Annotated in this window: 25 protein-coding genes and 1 riboswitch; of the genes, 17 read left to right on the top strand and 8 right to left on the bottom strand. The window is 34.3% G+C overall.

Features of this window, described 5'->3' with window-relative positions; genetic code table 11:
• Positions 1–378 precede the first annotated feature (378 nt).
• From lptM to uvrD, 7 genes are all read left to right on the top strand, one after another.
• Complete coding sequence (lptM, locus tag DKK70_RS11005; RefSeq protein ID WP_110434036.1) at positions 379–519, top strand: LPS translocon maturation chaperone LptM; 141 nt, start codon at positions 379–381, stop codon at positions 517–519.
• Between the two features lie 12 nt (positions 520–531).
• Positions 532–1,785, top strand: a complete 1,254-nt coding sequence (lysA, locus tag DKK70_RS11000) for a diaminopimelate decarboxylase (protein ID WP_110434035.1) — start codon at positions 532–534, stop codon at positions 1,783–1,785.
• 114 nt (positions 1,786–1,899) lie between these two features.
• On the top strand, positions 1,900–2,724 hold the full coding sequence (gene dapF, locus DKK70_RS10995) for a diaminopimelate epimerase (protein ID WP_110434034.1): 825 nt from the start codon (positions 1,900–1,902) through the stop codon (positions 2,722–2,724).
• Positions 2,725–2,785: 61 nt separating this feature from the next.
• Positions 2,786–3,520, top strand: coding sequence for a DUF484 family protein (locus DKK70_RS10990; RefSeq protein WP_110434033.1), 735 nt, complete (start codon positions 2,786–2,788; stop codon positions 3,518–3,520).
• Between the two features lie 9 nt (positions 3,521–3,529).
• Positions 3,530–4,453 (top strand): tyrosine recombinase XerC, encoded by a 924-nt coding sequence (gene xerC / locus DKK70_RS10985; protein WP_110434032.1) that lies wholly within the window; start codon positions 3,530–3,532, stop codon positions 4,451–4,453.
• The gene (yigB, locus tag DKK70_RS10980; protein WP_110434031.1) at positions 4,453–5,166 is read left to right on the top strand and encodes a 5-amino-6-(5-phospho-D-ribitylamino)uracil phosphatase YigB; all 714 of its coding nucleotides are present in this window, start codon (positions 4,453–4,455) and stop codon (positions 5,164–5,166) included. The genes xerC and yigB overlap by 1 nt, the downstream gene beginning before the upstream one ends.
• A 181-nt stretch (positions 5,167–5,347) precedes the next feature.
• Positions 5,348–7,576 carry a DNA helicase II gene (gene uvrD / locus DKK70_RS10975; protein WP_110434030.1) on the top strand — a complete coding sequence of 743 codons (2,229 nt, stop codon included), beginning with the start codon at positions 5,348–5,350 and terminating at the stop codon, positions 7,574–7,576.
• A gap of 58 nt (positions 7,577–7,634) precedes the next feature.
• Here uvrD and cyaY read toward each other — a convergent pair whose 3' ends face one another.
• The 6 genes from cyaY to DKK70_RS10945 all read right to left on the bottom strand — a co-directional run bounded on the left by cyaY (position 7,635) and on the right by DKK70_RS10945 (position 10,926).
• A complete protein-coding gene (cyaY, locus tag DKK70_RS10970) occupies positions 7,635–7,946 on the bottom strand; it encodes an iron donor protein CyaY (protein WP_110434029.1) in 312 nt (103 codons plus the stop codon).
• A gap of 103 nt (positions 7,947–8,049) precedes the next feature.
• Positions 8,050–8,574, bottom strand: coding sequence for a surface-adhesin E family protein (locus DKK70_RS10965; protein ID WP_110434028.1), 525 nt, complete (start codon positions 8,572–8,574; stop codon positions 8,050–8,052).
• A gap of 25 nt (positions 8,575–8,599) precedes the next feature.
• Positions 8,600–9,364, bottom strand: coding sequence for a hypothetical protein (locus DKK70_RS10960; RefSeq protein WP_110434027.1), 765 nt, complete (start codon positions 9,362–9,364; stop codon positions 8,600–8,602).
• 67 nt (positions 9,365–9,431) lie between these two features.
• Positions 9,432–10,067, bottom strand: coding sequence for a thiamine diphosphokinase (locus DKK70_RS10955; RefSeq protein ID WP_110434026.1), 636 nt, complete (start codon positions 10,065–10,067; stop codon positions 9,432–9,434).
• Positions 10,068–10,088: 21 nt separating this feature from the next.
• Positions 10,089–10,550: a ribosomal protein S18-alanine N-acetyltransferase gene (rimI, locus tag DKK70_RS10950; RefSeq protein WP_110434025.1), complete on the bottom strand. Its 462-nt coding sequence runs from the start codon at positions 10,548–10,550 to the stop codon at positions 10,089–10,091.
• A complete protein-coding gene (locus DKK70_RS10945) occupies positions 10,519–10,926 on the bottom strand; it encodes a DNA polymerase III subunit psi (protein ID WP_110434024.1) in 408 nt (135 codons plus the stop codon). Before DKK70_RS10945 ends, rimI begins: the two co-directional genes overlap by 32 nt.
• Positions 10,927–11,012: 86 nt before the next feature.
• On the opposite strand from DKK70_RS10945, the gene rsmC reads away from it, so the two are divergent.
• A complete protein-coding gene (rsmC, locus tag DKK70_RS10940) occupies positions 11,013–12,053 on the top strand; it encodes a 16S rRNA (guanine(1207)-N(2))-methyltransferase RsmC (protein ID WP_110434023.1) in 1,041 nt (346 codons plus the stop codon).
• Between the two features lie 41 nt (positions 12,054–12,094).
• Here the strand turns inward: rsmC and hemN are convergent, their stop codons facing one another.
• Both hemN and yihI read right to left on the bottom strand, forming a co-directional pair.
• A complete protein-coding gene (hemN, locus tag DKK70_RS10935; protein WP_110434122.1) occupies positions 12,095–13,465 on the bottom strand; it encodes an oxygen-independent coproporphyrinogen III oxidase in 1,371 nt (456 codons plus the stop codon).
• A 240-nt stretch (positions 13,466–13,705) separates the two neighbouring features.
• Positions 13,706–14,200, bottom strand: coding sequence for a Der GTPase-activating protein YihI (yihI, locus tag DKK70_RS10930; protein WP_110434022.1), 495 nt, complete (start codon positions 14,198–14,200; stop codon positions 13,706–13,708).
• 167 nt (positions 14,201–14,367) lie between these two features.
• On the opposite strand from yihI, the gene coaA reads away from it, so the two are divergent.
• The 9 genes from coaA (at position 14,368) to DKK70_RS10885 (ending at position 24,331) form a co-directional block, all read left to right on the top strand.
• Positions 14,368–15,303: a type I pantothenate kinase gene (gene coaA / locus DKK70_RS10925; RefSeq protein ID WP_034884000.1), complete on the top strand. Its 936-nt coding sequence runs from the start codon at positions 14,368–14,370 to the stop codon at positions 15,301–15,303.
• 16 nt (positions 15,304–15,319) lie between these two features.
• Entirely contained in the window at positions 15,320–15,775 is a 456-nt protein-coding gene (locus DKK70_RS10920) for a DUF1090 domain-containing protein (RefSeq protein ID WP_110434021.1), read from the top strand.
• 247 nt (positions 15,776–16,022) lie between these two features.
• Positions 16,023–17,108 (top strand): AAA family ATPase, encoded by a 1,086-nt coding sequence (locus tag DKK70_RS10915; protein ID WP_110434020.1) that lies wholly within the window; start codon positions 16,023–16,025, stop codon positions 17,106–17,108.
• A gap of 1 nt (position 17,109) precedes the next feature.
• Positions 17,110–17,532 carry a bpX5 domain-containing protein gene (locus DKK70_RS10910; RefSeq protein WP_110434019.1) on the top strand — a complete coding sequence of 141 codons (423 nt, stop codon included), beginning with the start codon at positions 17,110–17,112 and terminating at the stop codon, positions 17,530–17,532.
• Entirely contained in the window at positions 17,522–19,324 is a 1,803-nt protein-coding gene (locus DKK70_RS10905; protein WP_110434018.1) for a hypothetical protein, read from the top strand. The genes DKK70_RS10910 and DKK70_RS10905 overlap by 11 nt, the downstream gene beginning before the upstream one ends.
• Entirely contained in the window at positions 19,314–22,238 is a 2,925-nt protein-coding gene (locus DKK70_RS10900) for a bpX6 domain-containing protein (RefSeq protein ID WP_110434017.1), read from the top strand. Before DKK70_RS10905 ends, DKK70_RS10900 begins: the two co-directional genes overlap by 11 nt.
• A gap of 149 nt (positions 22,239–22,387) precedes the next feature.
• Positions 22,388–22,432: riboswitch (PreQ1 riboswitch) on the top strand.
• A gap of 2 nt (positions 22,433–22,434) precedes the next feature.
• A complete protein-coding gene (gene queF / locus DKK70_RS10895) occupies positions 22,435–22,908 on the top strand; it encodes a preQ(1) synthase (protein ID WP_110423807.1) in 474 nt (157 codons plus the stop codon).
• A gap of 50 nt (positions 22,909–22,958) precedes the next feature.
• Complete coding sequence (gene queC / locus DKK70_RS10890) at positions 22,959–23,615, top strand: 7-cyano-7-deazaguanine synthase QueC (protein WP_110434016.1); 657 nt, start codon at positions 22,959–22,961, stop codon at positions 23,613–23,615.
• Between the two features lie 44 nt (positions 23,616–23,659).
• On the top strand, positions 23,660–24,331 hold the full coding sequence (locus tag DKK70_RS10885) for a 7-cyano-7-deazaguanine/7-aminomethyl-7-deazaguanine transporter (RefSeq protein WP_110434015.1): 672 nt from the start codon (positions 23,660–23,662) through the stop codon (positions 24,329–24,331).
• The last annotated feature ends 73 nt before the right edge of the window (positions 24,332–24,404 follow it).

The raw sequence follows: 24,404 nt of genomic DNA, 5'->3' as shown, positions 1-24,404 counted from the left end.
GGTTTAATTTTAGGTAAATAGATGCGAGGAGGTATAGATGCCTTGATATTTTTCAAAAATTTATATTAAACCTAGGGATTATTATCTAAAAAAATAATCAACCTATTGAAATATTTCGGTCCAAGGAGTGATGATATTTATCGGTTAACATGGTTTTAAAGAAGGATAGTGTAGGGTATCTATCTTTAACTTGAATTATTTCGATAATTAAAACATCATACCAGTTGATGATCAAACCACTATCACTATTATGATTAAATTATTGGTCGTAATTTTCTCGGATTTACTGTAGAAAACTTAATGATTTGCTCTTTGCACGAATATGGCTATCGTGTAATATAGAGCGCATTATAAATTTGATTAAATTGTGAATATTGTATGAAATTCTTTTTAAAACTTATTGCTACTTTTTTAGTTGTTTTCACTCTAGTCGGCTGTGGTTTAAAGGGACCACTCTATTATCCTGCTGATGAGTCAGCTGCCGCTGTTCAATCTAACGATATAAGTAAAATCGCTTAAAGGAATCATTTAATGGAATTGTTACACTATCACAATGGCCAGTTATTGGCTGATAACGTCGCTATTTCTGAACTAGCTAACCAATATGGTACGCCGTTATACGTCTATTCTGCAAACCATATCACTCAGCAATTTCGTGCTTATCAAGATTCGCTTAAAGATAAGCAACATCTAATTTGTTATTCCGTTAAGACCAACAGTAACTTATCGGTTCTCAACTTATTAGCCAAACTTGGTGCAGGTTTTGATATTGTTTCGCAAGGTGAGTTAGAAAGAGTATTAAAAGCCGGTGGTGATCCTAAAAAGATTGTTTTTTCAGGTGTGGCAAAATCCATTGTCGAAATCAAAAGAGCGCTTGAGGTTGGCATTAAATGTTTTAACGTTGAATCCGAATCAGAATTATATCGCATTAACCAAATTGCTCAACAGTTGGGTAAAATCGCTGCAATTTCATTACGAATTAATCCAGATGTGGATGCAAAAACCCATCCCTATATCTCAACTGGATTGCGGGAAAATAAATTTGGTATAAGTTATCAATTAGCTTTAGACGTTTATCGTAAAGCCGCTTGTTTAAGTCATATTAAAATAGCTGGAATTGATTGTCATATTGGCTCTCAGTTAACAGAACTATCACCATTTCTTGACGCTACCGATAGAATTTTAGCTTTAGTTGATAAGCTTAAAGCAGAAAATATTCATCTTGAACATATTGATTTAGGTGGCGGATTGGGTGTTTGTTATGATAACGAAACACCTCCTTCCGCATCATTACTTACTGCAGAATTAATGGCAAAATTAACCAATTATGCTGATCTTGAAATTATTTTTGAACCGGGTAGGTCAATTATCGCCAATGCAGGTATATTAATTACTAAAGTTGAATACACCAAACATCAAGATGGTAACCATTTTGCTATTGTAGATGCCGGAATGAATGATTTAATTCGACCCGCACTCTATAAAGCTTGGATGCGAGTTTTACCGGTTAAAGAACCAACCAGTTCGGATAAAAAAGAATGCTATAATGTTGTTGGGCCTATTTGCGAATCGAGTGACGTATTAGCCTATCAACGCGAATTGTCGGTTGCACAAGATGATCTATTAGTAATTTGTAGTGCCGGTGCTTATGGCTTTAGTATGGCATCAAATTATAATAGCCATCCACGCCCAGCTGAAATCATGATCGAGGGAGGCAATAGACATAAGCTAATTCGAAAACGTGAGACGTTTGATGATTTATGGCGCGGTGAATTAGTACTATAATTTGCTTGCGAGGGCACTAACGATGTGCTGATGCGTAGGGCAAATAAAGCCCTTTTTGAATCAAATTTTAAACAATAATCAATAATAATGTTTCACACTAAAGGGTAATTAAAGATGAACTTTTCTAAAATGCATGGATTAGGTAATGATTTTATGGTTATTGATGCAGTAACGCAAAATGTTCATCTTTCAAGTGAAATGATTAAACGGATGGCAGATCGATATACTGGAATAGGATTCGATCAGTTACTGGTTGTTGAACCACCATATTCGCCAGAAAGTGATTTTCATTATCGAATATTTAATGCTGATGGTACTGAAGTTGGACAATGTGGCAATGGTGCCCGTTGTTTTGCTCGTTTTGTTCGTTTAAAAGGGTTGACGAAAAAACGGGTGTTAAAGGTGAGCACCATGAAGGGTAATATTGTGTTAACTGTTAATGATGATGAAACCGTGCGGGTTAATATGGGTAGTCCCATTTTTGAGCCGAATAAAATTCCTTTCAAAGCCATTAAAGAAGAAAAAACCTATATTATTCGCGCGCAAGAACAGACGGTTCTGTGTGGTGTGGCTTCAATGGGTAATCCACATTGTGTTTTGCAAGTAGATGATATATTGACAGCTCAAGTTGCCACATTAGGTCCTTTGTTGGAACAACATGAACGTTTTCCTGAAAAAGCCAATATTGGTTTTATGCATATTATTGATAGAAATAATATTAATTTACGAGTATTTGAACGCGGCGTGGGTGAAACACAAGCTTGTGGTACCGGTGCCTGTGCAGCTGTTGCTGTTGGAATAAAGCAAGGACTGTTAAATCAGCGAGTCAATGTTAATTTGCCTGGTGGCAAATTAGTTATCGAGTGGCAAGGCAATCAGCAACCACTTTATATGACTGGACCTGCCACACACGTATATGATGGTTATATATCAATTTAATAACTAATCAAGCAATGAGGTTTGCTACAACTAACCTCATTGAGCTCAATAAAAATAAATTATGGTCAAAAAAAAAGCAGAAACAGCCAAAAATAAGCTAAGTCATAAACAAAAAACAGTCGTTAAATTGAATGATGAAATGGTGAGTCAATATATCATTGATAATCCTGATTTCTTTATTCGCAATGCGGCGCAAATTGAGCGTATGCGTGTGCCACACCCTGTTCGTGGGATTATTTCATTACCAGAATGGCATATGGCTAGACAACGTAATAAAATTAATCAGTTAGAATCTGAAATCACCATGCTGATGGAACATGCTATTGCTAATGAACTGCTGTTTAATCAGCTAATGAAATTACAATATGAATTAATTAAAGCAAAAGATATTGATGAACTAATGACTTCTTTAAAAAATTGGGCTAAAGAGTTAGGTCTCAATGGTGCTTATTTATATCTTTTCGATGATAAATGGTTAATTAACGCTCCATCTAACTATCATCATTTGGCTTTAAGTTCTGCACAATTTGATTTTATTCGTGTCCGTCATTTACAGTATAGTCAGTTCTATTTAGGGCAGTTAAACACCAGTGAATTAGACCTTCTATTACCACACCGTGGTTATGTAGGTTCGGTTGCTTTATCCTTATTTGGTCAATTTGGTGACCTTGGGGTGTTAGTTTTTACCAGTTCAGATTCTATGCATTATCAGGCTGGACAAGGTACTTTGTTATTGGAAAAGGTAAGTGAAATACTACCTATTTTAATTGAAAAATGGATTATGCGAAAAAAGTAAGGAATTATGATGGTTGAAAATAATCTCAGTCACTCCTCTTTATTAGCTAAACCGATTGAACAGTTCTTAAATTATTTAAAATCGGAAAAACAACTTAGCCTTAATACACAAATTAATTATCGTCGCCAACTCTATGCTATTATCGATTTAAGCAAAGATTTGGATATCACTAATTGGCAAGATCTTGATTCATCAGCGGTACGGCTGTTAATTAGTCGTAGTCGGCAAACCGGTTTACAAGCAAGAAGTCTCTCTTTACGCTTGTCGGCACTGCGTAGTTTTTTTGATTGGATGGTGAAAAATGAATTGATTGCCGCTAATCCGGCTCGCGGTGTAGTCAATCCGAAATTAGGTCAGCATCTTCCTAAAAATATTGATATTGACGAAGTTAACCAATTACTGAATATTGAATATAATGACCCATTATCGGTACGCGATAGAGCCATGCTCGAAGTAATGTATGGTTCCGGATTACGACTGTCCGAATTAGTGAATATCAATTGCCGAGAGCTAAATTTGCGAGAAGGTGAAGTTCGGGTAATGGGGAAAGGCAATAAGGAGCGAAAATTACCTTTAGGCCGCGAGTCCATTAAATGGATTGAACATTGGCTAAGCATGCGTAATCAATTTAAACCTCATGATGATGCTCTATTTATTTCTAAATTAGGTAAACGAATTTCGCCGCGTAATGTGGAAAAGCGTTTTGCTCAATGGGGCGTCAAACAAGGTTTAAGTTCGCATGTTCATCCACATAAATTACGTCACTCGTTTGCCACGCATATGCTTGAATCGAGTGGTGATTTGCGAGCAGTACAAGAATTACTAGGTCATGCTGATTTATCCACAACTCAAGTTTATACACATTTGGATTTTTCACATTTATCGGAAGTTTATGATTCTGCTCATCCACGAGCTAAAAGAGGGAAAAAATAATGCATTTTTATCGTTCAATTGACTGCATTAAAGCGATCACTTTCGATCTTGATGATACTTTATATGACAATAGTATGATTGTCGATAAAGCTGAAGAGGAGATGTTAAAAACTTTACAAAAACATCAGCAACTAGCAAATTTAACTTTAGACTTATATTACCAAGAGAAAAATTTGATCCTTTCTTTCAATCCGGAAATCTATCATGATGTGATAGCTTGGCGGATTGAGACCATCAAATCTCTATTGAGTAAAACCAATATCCCCGTATTACAACATACTAATATTATTGATGATGCTTTAGGCTGTTTTAATATTTGGCGGCATAAGATGGTTATTCCTGAATCAACGCATATCTTATTAGCCAAACTCGCCAAAAAATATCCACTAGCCGTAATTACTAATGGCAATGTTGATGTTAATAAAATAGGTTTAGGTGACTATTTTCAATTTTCTTTACGTGGTGGGCCGGATGGTCGCTCAAAACCATTTCCTGAAATTTTTGACTTAGCCGCAAAAAAATTAGCGGTAGCCAAAAACTACATTTTACATGTTGGTGATAATTTAGAGACCGATGTAAATGGTGCCATTAATAATGGATATTTGTCATGTTGGATAAATATTTTTGGTCAAGATATCTACCATCTTACTGATGCAAGGTGTCTACCTCATGTCGAAATAACTCGATTGCCAGAATTAGATAATCTGTTATAATTGTTCAATATGTGTATAAAAAGACAGTGAAGTTAGATGTAATTACGCTTGCATTTACTCCTGTCTTTATTTTTTTAACGGATCCTCTAAAAAAATATTATAAAGAAAATGAAAATATTAAAAAGAGTTGCAACATTTAGAACTATGAGTGATTTATGTTATCGTGATGGGTTAATGCATAATGGACATTAAACAATCATTATTAAGCGATCTTAATACCGAACAACAAACTGCAGTAACCACTGATAACCAATATACTATTGTGCTTGCCGGTGCCGGAAGCGGTAAAACCCGTGTTTTAGTTCATCGAATAGCTTGGCTTTGCATTGAAAAAAATTATTCATCTGGTTCAATTTTTGCCGTTACATTTACCAACAAAGCAGCTGCTGAAATGCAAGAGCGAATAAAAGCGCTAGTTGGTGAGAGCTATTTAACCGGTATGTGGGTAGGAACTTTCCACGGCTTAACCCATCGTTTACTAAGGATGTTCGCCCAGCAAGCTAATCTTCCCGATAATTTCCAACTTATTGATACAGAAGATCAGATTCGACTTATCAAGCGAATTTTTCGCGAACTACAAGTAGATGAGAAAGAGTGGTCAGCTAAAGAGTGTGCCAATTATATCTCAGCTCAAAAAGAGAAAGGGCTGCGGGCAAAAGATTTAGTGCCAGAAGATCCAAAACAAGTTATGTGGCAAACGATCTATCGCGATTATCAAGCAATTTGCGATAAAGTAGGATATGTCGATTTTTCTGAACTAATTTTGCGAGCTTATGAATTACTCTGCAAAGATGAAAATGTTTTAAGTTATTGCCGTCATCGTTTCTCAAATGTGTTAATTGATGAATTTCAAGATACCAATAAAATTCAATATCGATTTGTGCAAAAGCTTGCGGGTAACACGGCTAATGTAATGATCGTTGGCGATGATGACCAATCTATATATAGTTGGCGTGGGGCTAATGCCGATAATCTTCAATTATTTATCAATGATTATCCTGATACTGAGATTATTCGCTTAGAGCAAAATTATCGATCTACCGGGATTATTTTAGATACGGCAAATAAATTAATTGCAAATAATAAGAATCGTTTAGGTAAAAATCTATGGACGGATAGTGGTCAGGGCGAGAAGATCACCGTATATAGGAGCTTCAATGATGCAGATGAAGCTAGATTTGTTGTTGGCCAAATCAAAAAATATCATGATGAAGGTCAGAAATATGCAAGTTGCGCTATTTTGTATCGTAATAATATTCAATCGCGAATATTTGAAGATACCTTGATGCAAAATGCTATACCTTTTCAAATTTATGGTTCGATTAGATTCTATGAAAGGCAAGAGGTTAAATTAGCCCTCGCTTATTTACGTTTATTGCATGATCATAACAATGATATGGCATTCGATGCTACCATAAATACCCCGACTCGTGGTATCGGACAAGTAACATTAGATAAAATTAGAAATTGTGCTAACCATAATGCTATCTCCTTGTGGGACGCCTGCTTAATGTTGATTGAACAAAATGCGCTGACTGATCGACAACGTAATGATGTTAATCGTTTTTTGCATTTAATGGAATCTATCTACGCCGAAGTTAAAGATCTACCTTTCTATACACAGCTTGAGAGGATCATTAAATTATCCGGTGTAATGCGAATGTATGAACAAGAGCCGGGTATTAAGGGACAAACAAGAATAGAAAATCTTGAAGAACTGGTTTCAGCGGCTGAACAATTTTATCTTTTAAATCAAAATGCGGTGATTGAAGATAATGTCACTGGTAAACCATTAACTGTTCTTGAATCATTTTTATCGGTTACTTCACTTGAAAGCCGGGATGCGGTTAGTGAGCAAGATTCTGTGCAATTGATGACGCTACACTCGGCTAAGGGTTTAGAGTTTGATAATGTCTTTATTGTGGGTTTGGAAGAGGGGATTTTTCCTGCGCAACGATCAATCCAAGAAATCGATAAAATGGAAGAGGAAAGACGATTAGCTTATGTGGGAATTACTCGTGCGCGAAAATGTTTAACCCTTTCACTGTCAGAACAAAGACGACTTTATGGCCGTGAAGAACGTAATTTACCATCCCGTTTTTTAGATGAATTACCGATTGAAAATTTAAATGAAACTTTCTACCATGGTAGTTTTTCATCATTTAGTCATCGTGGTAAATATCAGGACAAAGATGATCAATTCTATCAAGAACGTAAAAAATCCTATTCTAAGAAGATGAAAGAAGATGATGGCTATACGTTAGGTAGAAAAGTGAAACACGCCCGTTTTGGTGAAGGCTCCATTATAAATCTTGATGGCGAAGGTGAGCATAAACGAGTGCAAATTGCTTTTGTTGATGTTGGTATCAAATGGCTTGTGATAAAACTAGCCAACCTGACATTACTGTAAATAACATATACCTTAAAAAAGGCGCTAAATTGTTATCTAGCGCCTTTTCTTTAGATAGTTATTGTTCGGCTTGTTCTTGTACCGCTTGGGCAAAGATATCGCTGAATGATTGATCAGTACGATTACAGATCCATTTGTCATTGATAAAGTCAAAATGATACCCTTGCTTTCTGGTGGCTAACCAAACTTGGAATAGCGGTTCTTGGGTATTAACAATAATTTTACTGTGATTAGGAAAACTCACCGTAATGACATTACCATTAGTTTCATAATCTAAATCGATATCATGTTCATCAGCATAATCATCAAGGTATAATTCGATTTGATTAAAAAGTTGATCTGTTAAGGTATGGAATTGGGCGATATTCATATTGATCTGACTATAGTTGGGCGATTAAAGTAGGGATATTAGCATAAATAAAAAGACTCTGCCACAGCAAGGTGGCAAGAGTGTTAATAGGTGAATAAAGTGTTTATTTATTAAGTGGTAAAGAACAAGCAATTACGAGTAATTGATGCTTATCGTCCCCTTTCAGGGCTCGGTTCCAACGACTTGGAATGTTAATATGATTAATTGTTTTACCTTCTGCAAAGAAGTTTTCAACAAGATCTAGTTGCCCTTTAGCGATCTCTTTTTTTGCACAGTTAGCATAATAGTTGATCACAATTGCATGATATGGCGTTTTTACATTATCGATATTTTGTACTAATTCTGGTACATAATTGATAACTTCCCTAAAAACACGAATTCTTTGATTATATGGGTGTAATTTTATTGAATCCTTATCAAGGTAAGCATAACCAAGCTTGTTATCTTCATTACTTTTCGAAATTGGAACGAATTGTTTGCCAATTTTGGGATTACTCAGCATCAATTCAATTTGTTTAGCTTGCGCTGCTTTCTCAGCCTCTGTATAGGATGGTTTCTCTTTGTTTTCTGCGGCATGGATTGTTGCTGCAAAAGAAAAGAGCATTAAGAATAGACATAATTTTTTCATTTAAGTTTAATCTCCTTCCTTCGAGCTACTGTTTTTTAGTTGATTGTGGTTGGTTTTCGGATACTGCTTTTTTTTCTTGTTGTTCTTGTTGTTTCTTCAATTTATAGGCTTTGTTCTTTTCTTGCCGAATTTTTTCAAACTCTTCGTCAAGTGGTTTTATATCCGGACGATCTTTATAGAGAAGCTCTTTATTTAAATCGCCTTGAATAGAACAAAGCAAACTATTTTGTTTATTATCCATACTTTCTAAATAAAGGGCTTTTTCAATAGTGCCAAGTCTTGGTACTACCGAATCAATAGAGTAGGGATTGTTTTTCCATACTGGTGATTTGGCGTTGCGATCATAGATTTTTGAATTAGCAATATAGACTTTTTCATTGTATCTGGACCAATTTAACTTATCTAAGGTTTTAATAATTTCTTCTTGACTATTATCAAAAATAAAGCCCCAATAATAATATTGACCAGACAGATTGGTTGGTATGAAAATATTTTGATAGCCAGTTATCGTCAAGCCGTGATATTTAAGTGGTTTTTTGAAATTAACGCTATTTTTATCCTGTTGATAAATCGATTCAACTGGGATAAAAGTGACATTATCTTTAGTGGTTAAATCAACATATTCACTTACTGTTTGCTTATTTTCCGCTAAATGCTGAAAAAATTGATTATCACAGTTAAGAAAAGTATCAACTAAATTATCAGTAACGCTTGGTTTATTATCTTGAGCAAAAACTGTGTAAGAAACAAATGAAAAACAAATAAAAAGTGTAAATTTTTTTAAAAGCATGCTGTTGTTCCTTTAAAAAAGTACTCTTATAAAATGTAACGCTATTGTAAAGTAATGTAAGTTGAAGTCAATTCAAACTGTACTTATCTTCAATGAATACCAATAAGTTACCATTTTTAAAGGAAATTTTCACTGTGTCATCAATCGCTTTGTTACGTAAACTGGTAAACCCCCCCAAAGATAAAGTTTGATTATCTATTGGATATTTAAAGCCGCTGATAGTCAAATGCGTTACTGTTGATAATGGCATTAGTGAAATAATATGGTGCTTAACATGATGAATAATTTGATGATGAGTAGCGAAAAAAAAGTGACAATAATCATCGTAAAACACCATTTTGAACTGTTGATGATATTGCATAGCAACCGATAAATTACCTAAAAAATGGTCACTGGCACGTCCTGTTGCACCATATATGCTAAATGATGTAACTCCTTTACTATTTAAAAATAACAGCGCCTTTTCAAAATCAGGTTTAGATTGATCGGGCGTGTGAATGATTTGCGTTTTATCCGGCACGGTCATTTTCGGGTTAATACTGTCTAAATCACCAATAATAAAATCCGGCACAATTGCGGATTCAGATAGATAACTGTGATATGCGCCATCCGTGCAGGCTATATATTGATAGTTTGCTAAATCTAAATGTGTAGGAAGTTTTTTAGGTGGCTCACCATTTACAAATAATAGTGCTCTGGACATAATTACTCCCGTCAAAATAATTTATAGTGCTAAAGTATAAGCCATAATAATTGCATCTTCCCGATGACCATCGGCAGATGGATAATAGTTTTTTCTTATGGTTATTTGATTAAATCCAATTGACTGGTACAAGACAATTGCTGGAGTATTTGATCTTCTAACTTCTAACCATAGGGTTGAAATCTTATAGGGCGAGCTTATTGCCATTAACTCATCAATTAAATGATTTAATAATGCTTTAGCTAATCCTTGCTTCCGGTATTTGGGGTGGATGGCAATATTAAATAAAGTTGCTTCATCAACCACTTGTTGGCAAATACAAAAGCCTACAATTTTATTAGCAACTGTTATTTTAAAATTTAAATAGCGTTCACCTTGGTTTGAAAAAAAAGTCTCTTTAGACCAAGGAATTGGGTGACATAGCCGCTCTAATTGATAAGCTTCGGCTAAATCATTTTCGTTCAGGATGGAAATGGTTTTCATAGTTACATAGTTGTTGCCAAAGTTTGCGCTTTTGTTGCGGATCTTTGGCAAGCGAATCTAAATCGCTAGTGTTAATAGTTAAGTTATTTTGCCAAGGTTCATCAGTATTTACGTCAATAAACCAAGTCACGATTTTTACTTCATTTGCCGGTATTATTAATTGTGAAGGTGTAAGAAATAAAACTTGTTCTTCGGTTAATTCAATAGCTTTTAAAATATCATAATATATTTTTTGTGTTGGTTGCTGTTTTGCGACCACAATTAAACGAATTTTATCATCCATGTGTGTAGCAAGTTCACCTTGAAAAACGGCAGAATTGCGTAAAACATATTGGGTAATATCACATTGCTTAAGATACCAATCAATTTGTGTCATTGTCGGATTACGGTTTTATTAGGGATTAAAGAGAGTTAATTGTATAATCTTCGCATCAATTTATAAAGGTTTTTCATTGAGGCATTATGGCAACATCGATATTTACTCCTGCTAGCCAAGTACTTGAACGTCATCAATCCTTTTTTGAGGATAAAAATATTTTAATTGCAGGCGATATCCAAGATAATTATCCAGCGGTTATTGCGGCTAATTTGGTTAAGATCCACTGCTCGCAGTATCACACATTTTTAAATTTTAAACACAGCAAACGATCAGATAGTACAAATTTTTCACTCTATCCTGACGAATCTTTTTATACCGATATTAATACACTCATTTACTATTGGCCCAAAACCAAGAGCGAAGCGCAATTTCAATTATCGTTTTTATTAAACAATATGCCCAAAGAGAGTGATATTTTTATCATAGGTGAAAATCGTACTGGGGTAAAAAGTGTTGAAGGGTTATTAGCGGATTTTGGCACCATCCAAAAAATAGATAGTGCCAGACGATGTGGTTTATATCATTTCCGTGCAGATAGCCGTTTGGCTTTTGATTTAAAAGAGTGGTGGTTAAGTTATCATTTAACTATTGAAAACCAAGCTATCGAAATTAAGAGCTTGCCAGGTGTCTTTAGCCAAAAAGGTTTGGATGCAGGAAGTGAATTATTATTGAATGCATTGATGGAGCAGAGTGATATTATTAAAGGCAACGTTCTCGATGTAGGTTGTGGCTCAGGTATTTTATCGACAGTTTTAGGTAAGCTATATCAAGATCTAAACTTAACATTAACCGATGTTAATAGCGCCGCGTTAGAATCCAGTAAAGCTACTTTAGCTGACAATCACATTGCAGGAAAAGTTATTGCTAGTGATGTATTTTCAGATATCAATGACAAGTATCACTTAATTATCTCTAATCCTCCTTTTCACGATGGTAAGGAGACCAGTTACACGGCAGTAAACAAACTGATTAAAGAAGCTAAAAAGTACTTAAAATTAAATGGCTATCTTTGTATTGTGGCAAATTCATTTTTGCCTTATCAATCGATTTTGGATGAGACCTTTAAACAGGTTGACGTTATTGCGCAAACAACCAAATTTAAAGTCTATCTAGCCAGTCATTAATCATTAAAGATAATCAAATATTCATGCGTGAGTTAAACCAATTAAATCACGCGTGAAAACTGATGTTGTCGGACTAAGCGACGCATATAGATATCAAAGCACATACAAATATTGCGTATTAGCAAATGACCTTTAGGTTGAACAACGATGCTATCTTGATTAACGATTACTAGTCCATCTTGGGCTAGTGGTGCAAGTAGTTTTAAATCGTCAGCAAAATAGTCATCAAATTTAATGTGATAAAGTTGTTCAATCGGTTTTTTATCAAGATGGAAATGACAAATTAGTTGCTTAATCACATCTCTGCGTATTTTATCATCTTGGTTTAAGGTAAAGCCTTTCCATAGACCATGACCTTTTTGTTCAACCAAAGTTTGATATGATTTTAGATCTTTCTGATTTTGCGCATAACTATCACCCAGCATGCTAATTGCCGATACTCCAAGCCCCACTAAATCCGCATCGCCTTTAGTGGTGTAACCTTGAAAGTTACGATGCAGCTTATTCTGCTGTTGAGCGATAGCTAACTCATCGGTTGGTTTGGCAAAGTGATCCATGCCGATAAATTGATAACCAGCTTGGGTTAATTTTTCGATACTGGTTTGTAAGATCTTTAGTTTTTGGTTAGCATTCGGTAGATCATGGTCTTTAATTTTACGTTGAGCAGCAAAACGGCTAGGTAAGTGTGCATAATTAAACACACTTAATCTATCAGGAGAAATATCAATAACTTTATTTAATGTCTCGGTAAAACTTTCAACGGTCTGCTTAGGTAATCCATAAATTAAATCAAGACTAATCGATCGAAAATGATTTTTTCGTGCTTGGGCAATTAATGAGCGGATCAAATTCTCATCTTGCTCACGATTAATAAGGTTTTGAATTTCATGATTGAAATCTTGAATCCCCATACTTAACCGATTAAAGCCAAGTTTGGCAAGATGATCGATAGTTTGTGGGCTGATTTCTCTGGGATCAATTTCAATGGATAGCTCGGCATCTTGAGCAAAGTTAAAGTGTTGCTTTATAGAGGTAATTAATCGGCTTATTTCATCGTCAGTCAAAAAAGTAGGTGTACCGCCCCCCCAATGCATTTGAGTGACAATTCGATCTTTGAACAATTCAGCTCGTTTGGTTATTTCAATATCTAATATATCAAGATATCGGGTAACTTTATGAGTTTGCCGGGTTACCAGTTTATTACATCCGCAGAAATAACAGAGTTTGTGACAAAACGGAATATGAATATAAAGCGATAATGGCCGCTGAGGATAATAAGAAGCGGCTGAAATAAAGTCTTGCTCAGTAAACTGCTCATTAAATTCAAGTGCTGTCGGGTATGAGGTATACCTTGGGCCGGAATAGTTATACTTTTCAATTAACGCTTGATCCCAGAGTTGCGATTGAAGCATATTATTATTTTTTAATTCTACGTTTGACATTGCCACTTCCATAACGTTTTGCGGTATTAGGCTGTTTGGTCTTTAATTGCGTTTTAATTTTAAGCCGATTGATTTTTTTCAAATATAATAATGTGCAAATAAATAATCCCAAGTACAAACCTAGCATAATAAATATTGGCATGATAGATGGCTCTTTATGGTGATTTGTATAAAATTATTAATTTGGCATTGATATTGAATCAAATTAACTTACTTACGCTTAAGTAGGCCGACGATATCTTCTTTAGGCTCGTCTAACTCCTCATCATCTTCAAAATCATCATCTTCAATACCTAACTGTTTCATCAGTTGATCAATGCGATCTAGTTTATTATCGAGATAAGATTGTTGATCATCAGTTAATGTTTTGCCTTGCTCAACCAAATCAAGTAAATGATCTAGTTTAGTATCATTTTCAAGTTGTTCTAACTCTTGTTGCGGTGTTAATTTAGTTTTTTGTGGTTGATTAACTTTGTTTTTTATTGATGAATCATTGGTTTGTAGCAATGAAATTGGTTTTTTGCTGCCAATTCGTGGATCTTTAATTGTATTGGTAGATTTTTTATTTTGATTGTTATCTGGTCCATTAAAACGAGAACCACTAGGTAAACCTTTATGTTTACGTTTGCGCTTGAGTTCGCGTGACTCTTCATTAATCTCTTGACGGGTTTTTTTAGGTTTTAGTTTCGATTTATTTTTTAACATACAATCTCAATTTGATATCTGGTTATTAATGCATTAAATCTATTTTACCAGTAAGTGGTTAATATAGCTATGAGCAGAAGTTAATGCGAATTTATGATTGTAAAAAAATAGATTTAGTATAATCTGAGCCAAATAATTTTTAATTACTGAGCAATAGAGAATAAAACATGAAAAATCATTTGAGCCCTTATATGCAATTTACCCGACAAGAGTGGGCAGGCTTGCGTAATGCGGTACCGATGACTTTAACAGCCGAGGAGCTAACTTCACTACAAGGAATTAATGAAGACTTATCAATGGATGAAGTAAGTGAAATTTACTTGCCTTTATCTCGATTACTCAATTATTATATTAATAACTGTTTTAGCCGTCAGGCAGTCTTATCAAAATTTCTAGGTAAAAGCCAAAAAATACCTTATGTTATCGGTATTGCTGGTAGTGTTGCTGTAGGAAAAAGCACTACAGCCCGTGTCTTACAAGCATTATTAACTCGTTGGCCAGAACATCGCAAAGTTGCGTTAGTGACGACCGACGGTTTTTTATATCCCAATCGTTATCTTGAAGAACGTGGTATCATGAATAAGAAAGGATTTCCTCAATCTTATGATATCAAAAAATTGATTAATTTTGTTGCTGATGTAAAATCAGGGCAGTCGGAAGTTAAAGCACCGGTTTATTCACATTTAGTTTACGATATCGTTGAAGACGAACAAATCACTATCGATAGTCCAGATATTTTAATCCTTGAGGGATTAAATGTTTTACAAGGCTCCATAAATTATGCTCAAGCTAACAATCGGGTATTTGTTTCGGATTATGTCGATTTTTCTATCTATGTCGATGCGCAATTACCACTACTACATGACTGGTATGTGAATCGATTTTTAAAATTTAGAGCTGGGGCATTTAGTGATCCTAACTCTTACTTTAACCACTATTCTAAGCTTCCTGAACAAGAAGCCGTGAATATTGCTAACCGCCTTTGGCGAGAAATTAATGAATTAAATTTAATCGAAAACATCCTGCCAACACGGGAACGAGCAAGTTTAATTCTAACCAAAGGTAAAGACCATAAAGTAGATTGTGTTCAATTAAGAAAATAAACTTAGGGGAATCAATATGAAATCAGCAATAAGGTTATTAAGTAAGTTAAGCATTATCACTTTAGTTACTGCGTTTTCTGTCAACAGTTATGCAACAAGCAATGATGAATACCGAGGGTTAACTTGCGACGCTAAAAAGCAAGCAATCCAAACCAAAATTAATCAAGCTAAAACTGCCAATAATACCAATGAAGTAACCGGTCTTGAAAAAGCTCTTCAAGAAGTTAATACCAACTGTAAAGATGAAACATTAGAAGAAAAATACAAAAGAATAGTGGTTGAAAAAACTCAAAATGTCACTGACAAAACTAAAGAATTAGTTGAAAAAACCAAAGAGTATGCAAAAGATAAACTCAATGCCAATCAAGATAAAATTGATGCTTTAAAATCGAAACTTAATGATGCAGAAAAAGAGTTAACTGAAGCCAAAAATAATTTAGCTGATTATTATAACAAACTTAAAGCTAAATAATTGAGATTTTTGTTCTTATCTTATTAGATAGTTATCGATTATTAACCATAATAAGATTAAATTTTTCAAATTAATGATGGTCTCATGTAGATAAATTTCAAATCTGCATGAGACCTTTTTTATAGATTTTTTATAGATTGTAAAATATTTCTCTTTATAAAAGAGTTACAATTCTTTAAGATAATTGATTACTAAAATAATAAGTCTATAATTTATATATAAATATAAAGAAATATAAAGAAATATAATGGAAAACATCACTAAAATTCGCGAATGTATTAAAGTTGCTACCCAAGGTTTTATTGGTCGTCAGCAACTTGCTGAACTTATCATACTCGCAGCTATCGCCAAAGAACATTTATTAGTTATCGGGCCACCAGGTACAGCTAAAAGTGCTGTAGTTAGGCGTATGGCTAGAATCATGGATGGTAATTATTTTGAATATCTTTTAGGTCGTTTTACCGAACCATCAGAATTGTTTGGAACGGTGAACCTTAAAAAACTTCGAGAAGGGAGCGTTGAGACCGATACCCAAGGGATGTTACCGGAAGCTGAAATCGCATTTTTAGATGAAGTTTTTTTAGGTTCAACTGCAATTTTAAATACCTTGCTAGGTATATTAAATGAACGAAAATTTAGACGTGGACATACGCAAATAGACTGTCCATTGAAAATTTGTATTGGAGCATCAAATTCGCTTCCAGAAGACGAAGGTTTAGCGGCTTTCGCCGATCGTTTTTTAATCCGTCTTTTTATTGAACCAATTGCTGATAGTTTTATTGAAGACCTGTTAGTCGGTGGTTGGCAAGCTGAGTTTACCCATGTTGATTCAGTTCTTTCATTAAATGAACTTTCAGAAATGAGCGAACATTTAAAAAATGTTAAATTAGATCACATTATTCCTTTTTTTGCTGATGCAATCCGTTTACTCAGACAAAGTGGCATTGTTTTAACTGATAGACGAGTGGTAAAAACATTAAAACTTATTGCAGCAGCCGCTTTAGTAAATGGTCGCCTTGAAGCTCAAAAACAAGACATATGGCCTTTATTTTACGTTTTACCTACCAAAGATATGCAACAGCGTGGTCAAGAGATCTTAAAGGAATTTTTTACACTATCAAATAATTCTCAACTGTTTTACGCTACTGAATTGGCGTCGCAACAACCTAACGGCCGTTTGCAAAGGTTGGTTGAACTGGCTAGGCGTTGCCTAAATCAAGGCGATATTCAGGTAGAAAGCGTGTTACGTGAAATTGATGCCAATTACACCACTGAAACTATACCTGATGAATTAAACCAGTTAAGAACACAATTAATTAAATTGATAGCGTAATATGAACAACAAAAGTTTGATCAACTGGCATTGGCAACTCAATACTGAGTCAGTAATCCCTGTTGCTGTAGTTGCATGGTATGAAACAGTGCCACGTTTACTAATCTATCTTTTGAAAAATCAAGATAAATACGATTTACAAAAATTTAAATTTGTGAAAGGTGAAGATTTTATAATCATCATTGGTCCTGAATCTCAATTACCGTGGGTAGATGGAGTACAGTATGCAATGGTTGACAGTCAAGCTCCCCAACTTTGGTTACCGTGTCATGCTAAACCCTCAATTTCAACCTTGCTTTTAGCTAATGCTATCGCGAATAAATTTACCCATAAACATGTACTATTATGGGATCATCCTAAAATGGTTATTCCTTTAGGTGTTAGTTGGCCATTAACCAAAGAGTTTCTTGAATATGCCATATAATCAATTAACCAAACCGATTAAAACTTGGCAGTCTTGGTTATCATGGTTTGATGAAGACTTACAACCCGTTATTGCTGATTTGCTTTGGCAATTAAGCAATTCTCTTGGTCCTGTCAAGGAAAGTAAATGGTGTGACCAGATGTTATCATCAGGTTCAGGTGACATTCGCAATCGAGGAGATTACCAACACTTATTGACGACAGAATGGTTAATAGGGGAAGAAGAGCCAGATGAGTTTATCCGTCGTGCAGTTAGTAATGAGCATCTTTTCGTAACGCCAATATATGAAAAATCAAAAGCGAATGGTGTGATTATCGCTTTGTTTGATTGTGGATTATTACAATTAGGTGTTCCGCGTCTTGCCCATCTGATTTTGATGATATTATTCGATATCCGAGCTCAGCAACACAAGAGTCAATTTTATTGGGGTATCATACAATCAAGATCAAAATTAAAATTGTTTTCAGGTATTGAGGATCTAAAGCTGTTATTGAATAGCCGTACAATTACATGTATTGATGATAACCAATTAGATTATTGGCATAATTATTTACAAGAATCTGAATTTTTTTATGATGAATGTTGGTTAATTGGTAATAACATTTCACAAAGTGATTTTGCAACTCATAAAGTATCAATTAGCAGATTGATTAATCACTTTAGTAAAATAGCAGTTAATATAGTGAGTAATAAAGTAGCAAAGCGTTTTGAACTCACATTACCTAACCAAGTTATTTGCGCAAAATTATTGTCGGGACAATTCGAGTCAGGTAGTAATTACGGTGTAATTAATCAACAATTCATTGAACCTATAAATATTAACTTCAAACCTAAAATTTCAAAAAATGGAGATTATGTTTTAATGTTTAACAATGAAAACAATAATATTCATTTTATTGGAATTAGTGATGCCTTATCTCAGAGACAGAAATGCCGTATCAAATTTTATCAATTGAAGTTAAAGTCTAAGGTATTGGCAATTGATATTCAAGGTAAATACATATTCGCTTTATATCAAGAAGATCAAAAAATTTTTTTATGGGGAACTAAAGGTCCACGAAAAGCGCTATCTGAAGCTATTCAAATCAATACAAACCACACTTTGTCTCATTTTTTATCGATATCTAGACAATCGATGTATGGATATGATGTAACGAATATTTTATATATTGACGATCAAAAAGTACTTTATTCAATATTTTGCGTACCAAAAAATAGCGAGGAAATTAAACAAGTTGAGAAAATTGCTCAAAACGTTATTGCATTGTTTAAATTAAGTGATAGACATGCATGTTATATTTATCATAATCAAGATCAGTTTTGGATAGAAAGTGATCATTTGTATCATTTACCATATTGTTTAAAAATAAAATCAATTCATGATAATCTACAGTATTTCATTTCCGCCGAAAACTTATGGTTGACAGGTTTTGGTCGACTAGCCATTGGATTCGAGCAACAATGGCAAGTATTTGATAATGAAAATAGTTATGTTGAAGTAAAAACGCCTTTAAACTGGCAGGTTTTTGGGCTTTTTCATGATTATCATGAAGATAAAATTAATTTTCTAATAATCAATCATGATAAAAAACAAGTGGCAACATTTGATTATCTCAATAATAACATTGATATCTGTTTGAGTTCATCAAATAAAATTGTCAATTATAGTTATAACTCATTAGCTCAATGCTTCACAATTATCACTGATATCGGTGAATTAATTTTGTATTCCTTTTTGACGCGATCAATAAGATTAAAATTATATCAAGATGATTTACACAATGAACAATAACACCTATTTTATTGGCTATCCAACGCTGAAAGGCGTACAAAAGGTATTTGGAATATGGTTTCCTAAGCAATGGTTTGATCGTGAGCAGCGTCGAGGTTTGTTGATAAAATCGTGGTTTATAGGATGTTCAATTTATCGATTTGAACAAGGTGACTTACTCAAGTTTGCAACCCCAAAAACGCTCAATTGTAATAATTTAGATGGTTGGCCATTAGTTTTAGAAAATGGAATCCTCACCTCAACACAATTTGTAAAAAAACCAGATGCTGAAATCATGAATTATGATTTGGTTATTGTAATGGGGAACGATATCAATTGTTATCGTTATGAAGATGCGGATAATATCGATCCTGCCGATTGGATTGATCTAACAGAATATCAATTAAGCGAGACGGACAGTTATAATATTAATATTGTTTATGATGAGTTATCTGAAGATATTGAAGAGAGTAAATCCATCGAACAAATATTGGCAGGAAAAATACCTCGCCCTAATCGGCGAATGTTGGCGTTCGTTAATAGCCAACATAATGGTATTCAACAGGAAAAAGATAAACAATATAATAAATACCATCAAGAACCATCAATAACAAAAAGGAATTTGATCTTACCCATTTTTATTCTATTAATCTTGCTGATGGCAATATTGATTTATTTTAATTTTAAATTATTTTCACTTGAAACACGACTTAGTCAAAATTTATCTAAAATTTGCTCTTTTATCCTTTTGACCTCATTTTATGTCGTGACTATTTTGCTAGGTATAAAAATTATAAAATTTCTATACAATCTCCCATCTAAGGTTAAACAAGCTAATTTTCCTCCCAACATTGTAGCAAAAAATTTTTCTTATAATATTAAAGCGGGTGATTTACAAGCAACTCCTAACCTTAATTACTCAACGCTACCATCGCGTGCTAATCGAAAAAAATCGGTATTAAGTCAGTGGCGTCATTACGCAACATTATTTGCCTTAGTTTCGAAATTGAGCCATTTAGTTGCTTTTCGACAAGGTAAATATATTGACACAATGATTAAAAAACTTGAGAAGGGTGATTTGATGGATGCTTTGCGTTATGCTATTCCGATCAATGGTGATCAACCTCCAATAGGACAATCATTTGGTGTACCCAAGCCGCGTGAAAAATTGTCATTAAATGAATCGGTTTATGGAAATTCGCTCGCTATTAATCTTGACCAACAATTGAAAAACTATTTGCAACAGTTATATCGACAAAGTGCTACTAAGTTAATCCAACAAAAAAAAATTGAAGCAGCGGTTTATGTTTTAGTTGAATTACTCAATAATTTAAAAGAAGGAATAGAATGTCTAGAACAGCATAAAATGTACAAACAGGCTATGGAGTTAGCTATTGCTAGGAATGCAAATACTGCGTGGATAGTTAAACTATGCTGTTTAGCTAATGATTGGCATACAGCAATAATGATAGCAAGACGAGATCATGCATTTGCTAGTGCGATTATAATGCTTGAAAAAGAGCAACGTGAAATTGCAAATAAGTTAAGAGTAGAGTGGGCAAAAACCTTAGCGGAAAAAGCAGAGTGGTTAGCAGCGATTGAAGCTATTTGGCCACTAACAGAATATCGCTATCTAGCTGAACAGTGGCTTTGTAACGTTGATAAATTTAATGCCAAAGCGATCGTAAAACGCTTTATTCTAATGCCAGATTCCATTAATAAACTTGAAGAATGCTTAATGGAAATCAAAACTAATGTTAGTTATTATCAAACAAGACTGGAAATAGCTTATGAAATTCTAGAACAACAAATATATATTGATAAATTGCGCGGTTTGTTGCAGATAATGATCAATCATATTCTTGTTGATGCGATCACTTATCCTAATAAATTTACTAAATCTGATATAGCAGCATTAATTAAACTAACTCAAGATAAAGCGTTGCAGGTGGATCTGCCGTTATCAAGTTTAAACCGTGTTAAACAAAAATCGTTATTAGAGACGAGTAATGTTATACGATATCATTGTCCCGATAAGGGGCAGAAAGCAATTTTTGCTATGATACCGTTAACCAATAATAACTTTTTATTAGCATTAGGTGAACTAGGCATTATTCAAGTTAATAAGCAAGGTAAGCAACTAGCCCATTTTATGATAGTTGCTGATAGCTTTGTAGTATCTGCAAACCGATTACAGGTTTTAGCATTGATTAAACGAGATAATTATTATCGTATTCATAAACTTGATTTGAGTACCGGTAGCATCGTCGATCTTGGGGTGATCAAATTTGATTTATGTTGCTGGGAGTTTGATGGCATCAATTGGACTATTATTAAAGATAATTGTTTAGAAATTATTGATATAAGTGATAAGTTATCTGTGGTTTGGCGTGTGGATTTTTCCCCGAATAGTGTCAAACAAATAGCCATGAATATTAATTACAAAACTATTTTGACGCTCAGTAATGAAAATAAATATGAAGCTTTTTGTTATAGTTTGCCGGAACATTGTTTAATAAAACGAATTGATATAAATGAAGAAAATAATAAAATATTTATCTCTCATGATTCTGACATAATGAAAATGGAATATAATCGATTCAATCAGCAGTTGCGATTTAGATTTAGTGACATTCGTTATTGCTCCGAATTTCCATTAAAAATAGTCCAAAAACAATTCGATAACCTACTTATCTACTCAACCGGTCGACTTATGGAACTTATGGCACTTATCATTCAAAGAATAGATGAATCGGGTTATGATATTCATCTCTTTTATCCTTTTAATAAGAAAATATGCATGACAATTGAGTGGAATGCATCGACCAAGGTGTCGTGTTCGTATATTGGTGATGAATATTGTTTTTTTGATGATCAGGGTAGAGCATTGCATGTCAATGTTACGGAAAATAAGGTAACGTCGTTTTCGGTATAGAATTAAATTAAACATGTCATTTTTAGTTAAAATGCGCGATTTTTTTAATAAATTAATTCTAGCATTGCGCTACCAATAAACACTTAAACTAGCGCGTTTTTAATCAATATTCTAGACTTTTAGCCCTAAAAAGAGTAAGGTGTGCGCCTTATTACGTGGTTCGTGAACCTCCCACGCTAAAAAACTAAGGAAAATTATGAGTAACCTAACACTACTTGGCGATCAATCCGTTCGCTATCCAACTGACTATTGTCCAGAAATTTTAGAAACATTCGATAATAAACATCCCGGCAATGATTATTTTGTCAAATTCAACTGTCCGGAATTTACCAGTCTTTGTCCAATTACTGGCCAACCCGATTTTGCTACTATTTATATTTCGTATGTGCCAAATATAAAAATGGTAGAAAGTAAATCACTTAAGCTATATCTATTCAGTTTCCGTAATCATGGTGATTATCATGAAGATTGCATCAACATCATTATGAAAGATCTAATTAAGTTAATGGATCCTAAATATATAGAAGTGTGGGGCAAATTCACGCCACGCGGTGGGATCTCAATCGATCCATATGCCAATTATGGTAAAGCTGGCACCAATTGGCAGCAAATAGCGATGAATCGTTTAGCTAATCACGATCTTTATCCTGAAAAAATTGATAATCGTTAATCTCTTCAACGCAACAGTATTACGAAATAGTTAAATTGGAATAAAGAAACATGCAAAATCGTAAAGCACTAGTGATATTTTCTGGTGGGCAAGACTCTACCACCTGTTTACTGCAAGCCATTGCTGATTATGGACGCGAAAATGTGGAAACCATTAGCTTTCAATATGGGCAACGGCATGTTATTGAACTTGAAAAAGCTAAATGGATTGCTGAAGATCTTGGCGTTAAACAAACGGTGATCGATACTTCGGTGATTAAACAGACCACTAATAATGCTTTGATTGATGACTCGCAAGAAATCAAAGCAGCCAAAGATGGGGATTACCCGAATACTTTTGTTGACGGTCGTAATATGCTGTTCTTACTTCTAGCAGGTTGTTATGCCAAGCAACAAGGTATACCTAATATTATTATTGGTGTCTGTGAAACGGATTTTAGTGGCTATCCTGATTGTCGAGATATCTTTATCAAATCAATGAATGTATCGATGAATCTGGCTATGGATTACAACTTTAATCTAATCACGCCACTGATGTATCTAACCAAAGCTCAAACATGGGAAATGGCTGATAAACTTGGCTATTTGGCTTATGTCCGAAAGCATACGCATACTTGTTATTATGGTGTAGATGGTGGATGTGGCCAATGTCCTAGCTGTATTCTTCGCGAAAAAGGTTTAAACGAATACCTTAATCATTCAAATTAATTGTAACACTGGGTTCACTTACCCCATTAAAAAAGGAAAAATTTATGTATCTGAACACTAATTCAGAACAAACTAGCCAATTTACTCACGCACAACAAATGAAAGCCCTTGGTTGGCTTTCGTTTTTTCATATTTTGGTTATTGCTTCAAGCAATTATCTGGTACAAATCCCTTTTGATATTTTTGGTTTCCATACCACGTGGGGAGCGTTTACCTTTCCATTTATCTTTTTGACTACTGATTTAACTATTCGGGTCTTTGGCGCGAGTTTAGCGAGAAAGATTATTTTTGTGGTGATGATTCCCGCTTTACTATTTTCTTATTCTATCTCAGTACTGTTTTTTGAAAGCCACTGGATGGGATTTTCCGCGTTAGCCGTGTTTAATAGCTTTGTTTTTCGCATTGCTTTAGCGAGTTTTGCCGCTTACTTAGTAGGTCAATTGATGGATATTACCGTGTTTAATTATTTACGTAAAAATAGAGCATGGTGGGTAGCGCCTTCAGCATCGGCAATATTAGGTAATGGTATTGATACCATCGTCTTTTTTGCGATCGCCTTTTATAAAACAAATGATGAGTTTATGGCTACGCATTGGGTCGAAATCGCCACTATCGATTATAGTTTTAAAATTATCATCTGCGGTCTATTCTTTTTACCATTATATGGCATTATTCTGAATTTTATCTTAAAAAAATTAATTATAAAATCGCAGTAAATTAATCGGTTAGCAATTAATAATTGCTGCAAGAATCATCATTTAGCGCTTATCTGATTCCTGATAAGTGCTA

It is taken from the genome of Gilliamella apicola (genome assembly GCF_003202655.1).
In the GTDB taxonomy this organism is placed as follows: Bacteria; Pseudomonadota; Gammaproteobacteria; order Enterobacterales; family Orbaceae; genus Gilliamella; species Gilliamella apicola_R.
This window is presented reverse-complemented; position numbering and strand designations above follow the sequence as displayed.

Excerpts from the sequence above, each read along its gene's own strand:
- DKK70_RS10965 (WP_110434028.1), bottom strand. The coding sequence starts at position 8,574 with ATGAAAAAATTATGTCTATTCTTAATGCTCTTTTCTTTTGCAGCAACA.
- DKK70_RS10910 (WP_110434019.1), top strand. The coding sequence starts at position 17,110 with ATGAACAACAAAAGTTTGATCAACTGGCATTGGCAACTCAATACTGAG.
- rsmC (WP_110434023.1), top strand. The coding sequence starts at position 11,013 with ATGGCAACATCGATATTTACTCCTGCTAGCCAAGTACTTGAACGTCAT.
- xerC (WP_110434032.1), top strand. The coding sequence starts at position 3,530 with ATGGTTGAAAATAATCTCAGTCACTCCTCTTTATTAGCTAAACCGATT.
- yihI (WP_110434022.1), bottom strand. The coding sequence starts at position 14,200 with ATGTTAAAAAATAAATCGAAACTAAAACCTAAAAAAACCCGTCAAGAG.
- DKK70_RS10945 (WP_110434024.1), bottom strand. The coding sequence starts at position 10,926 with ATGACACAAATTGATTGGTATCTTAAGCAATGTGATATTACCCAATAT.
- dapF (WP_110434034.1), top strand. The coding sequence starts at position 1,900 with ATGAACTTTTCTAAAATGCATGGATTAGGTAATGATTTTATGGTTATT.
- lptM (WP_110434036.1), top strand. The coding sequence starts at position 379 with ATGAAATTCTTTTTAAAACTTATTGCTACTTTTTTAGTTGTTTTCACT.
- queC (WP_110434016.1), top strand. The coding sequence starts at position 22,959 with ATGCAAAATCGTAAAGCACTAGTGATATTTTCTGGTGGGCAAGACTCT.
- hemN (WP_110434122.1), bottom strand. The coding sequence starts at position 13,465 with ATGCTTCAATCGCAACTCTGGGATCAAGCGTTAATTGAAAAGTATAAC.
- DKK70_RS10920 (WP_110434021.1), top strand. The coding sequence starts at position 15,320 with ATGAAATCAGCAATAAGGTTATTAAGTAAGTTAAGCATTATCACTTTA.
- DKK70_RS10900 (WP_110434017.1), top strand. The coding sequence starts at position 19,314 with ATGAACAATAACACCTATTTTATTGGCTATCCAACGCTGAAAGGCGTA.
- DKK70_RS10955 (WP_110434026.1), bottom strand. The coding sequence starts at position 10,067 with ATGTCCAGAGCACTATTATTTGTAAATGGTGAGCCACCTAAAAAACTT.
- queF (WP_110423807.1), top strand. The coding sequence starts at position 22,435 with ATGAGTAACCTAACACTACTTGGCGATCAATCCGTTCGCTATCCAACT.
- uvrD (WP_110434030.1), top strand. The coding sequence starts at position 5,348 with ATGGACATTAAACAATCATTATTAAGCGATCTTAATACCGAACAACAA.
- DKK70_RS10915 (WP_110434020.1), top strand. The coding sequence starts at position 16,023 with ATGGAAAACATCACTAAAATTCGCGAATGTATTAAAGTTGCTACCCAA.
- DKK70_RS10885 (WP_110434015.1), top strand. The coding sequence starts at position 23,660 with ATGTATCTGAACACTAATTCAGAACAAACTAGCCAATTTACTCACGCA.
- DKK70_RS10960 (WP_110434027.1), bottom strand. The coding sequence starts at position 9,364 with ATGCTTTTAAAAAAATTTACACTTTTTATTTGTTTTTCATTTGTTTCT.
- rimI (WP_110434025.1), bottom strand. The coding sequence starts at position 10,550 with ATGAAAACCATTTCCATCCTGAACGAAAATGATTTAGCCGAAGCTTAT.
- yigB (WP_110434031.1), top strand. The coding sequence starts at position 4,453 with ATGCATTTTTATCGTTCAATTGACTGCATTAAAGCGATCACTTTCGAT.
- coaA (WP_034884000.1), top strand. The coding sequence starts at position 14,368 with ATGAAAAATCATTTGAGCCCTTATATGCAATTTACCCGACAAGAGTGG.
- lysA (WP_110434035.1), top strand. The coding sequence starts at position 532 with ATGGAATTGTTACACTATCACAATGGCCAGTTATTGGCTGATAACGTC.
- DKK70_RS10990 (WP_110434033.1), top strand. The coding sequence starts at position 2,786 with ATGGTCAAAAAAAAAGCAGAAACAGCCAAAAATAAGCTAAGTCATAAA.
- DKK70_RS10905 (WP_110434018.1), top strand. The coding sequence starts at position 17,522 with ATGCCATATAATCAATTAACCAAACCGATTAAAACTTGGCAGTCTTGG.
- cyaY (WP_110434029.1), bottom strand. The coding sequence starts at position 7,946 with ATGAATATCGCCCAATTCCATACCTTAACAGATCAACTTTTTAATCAA.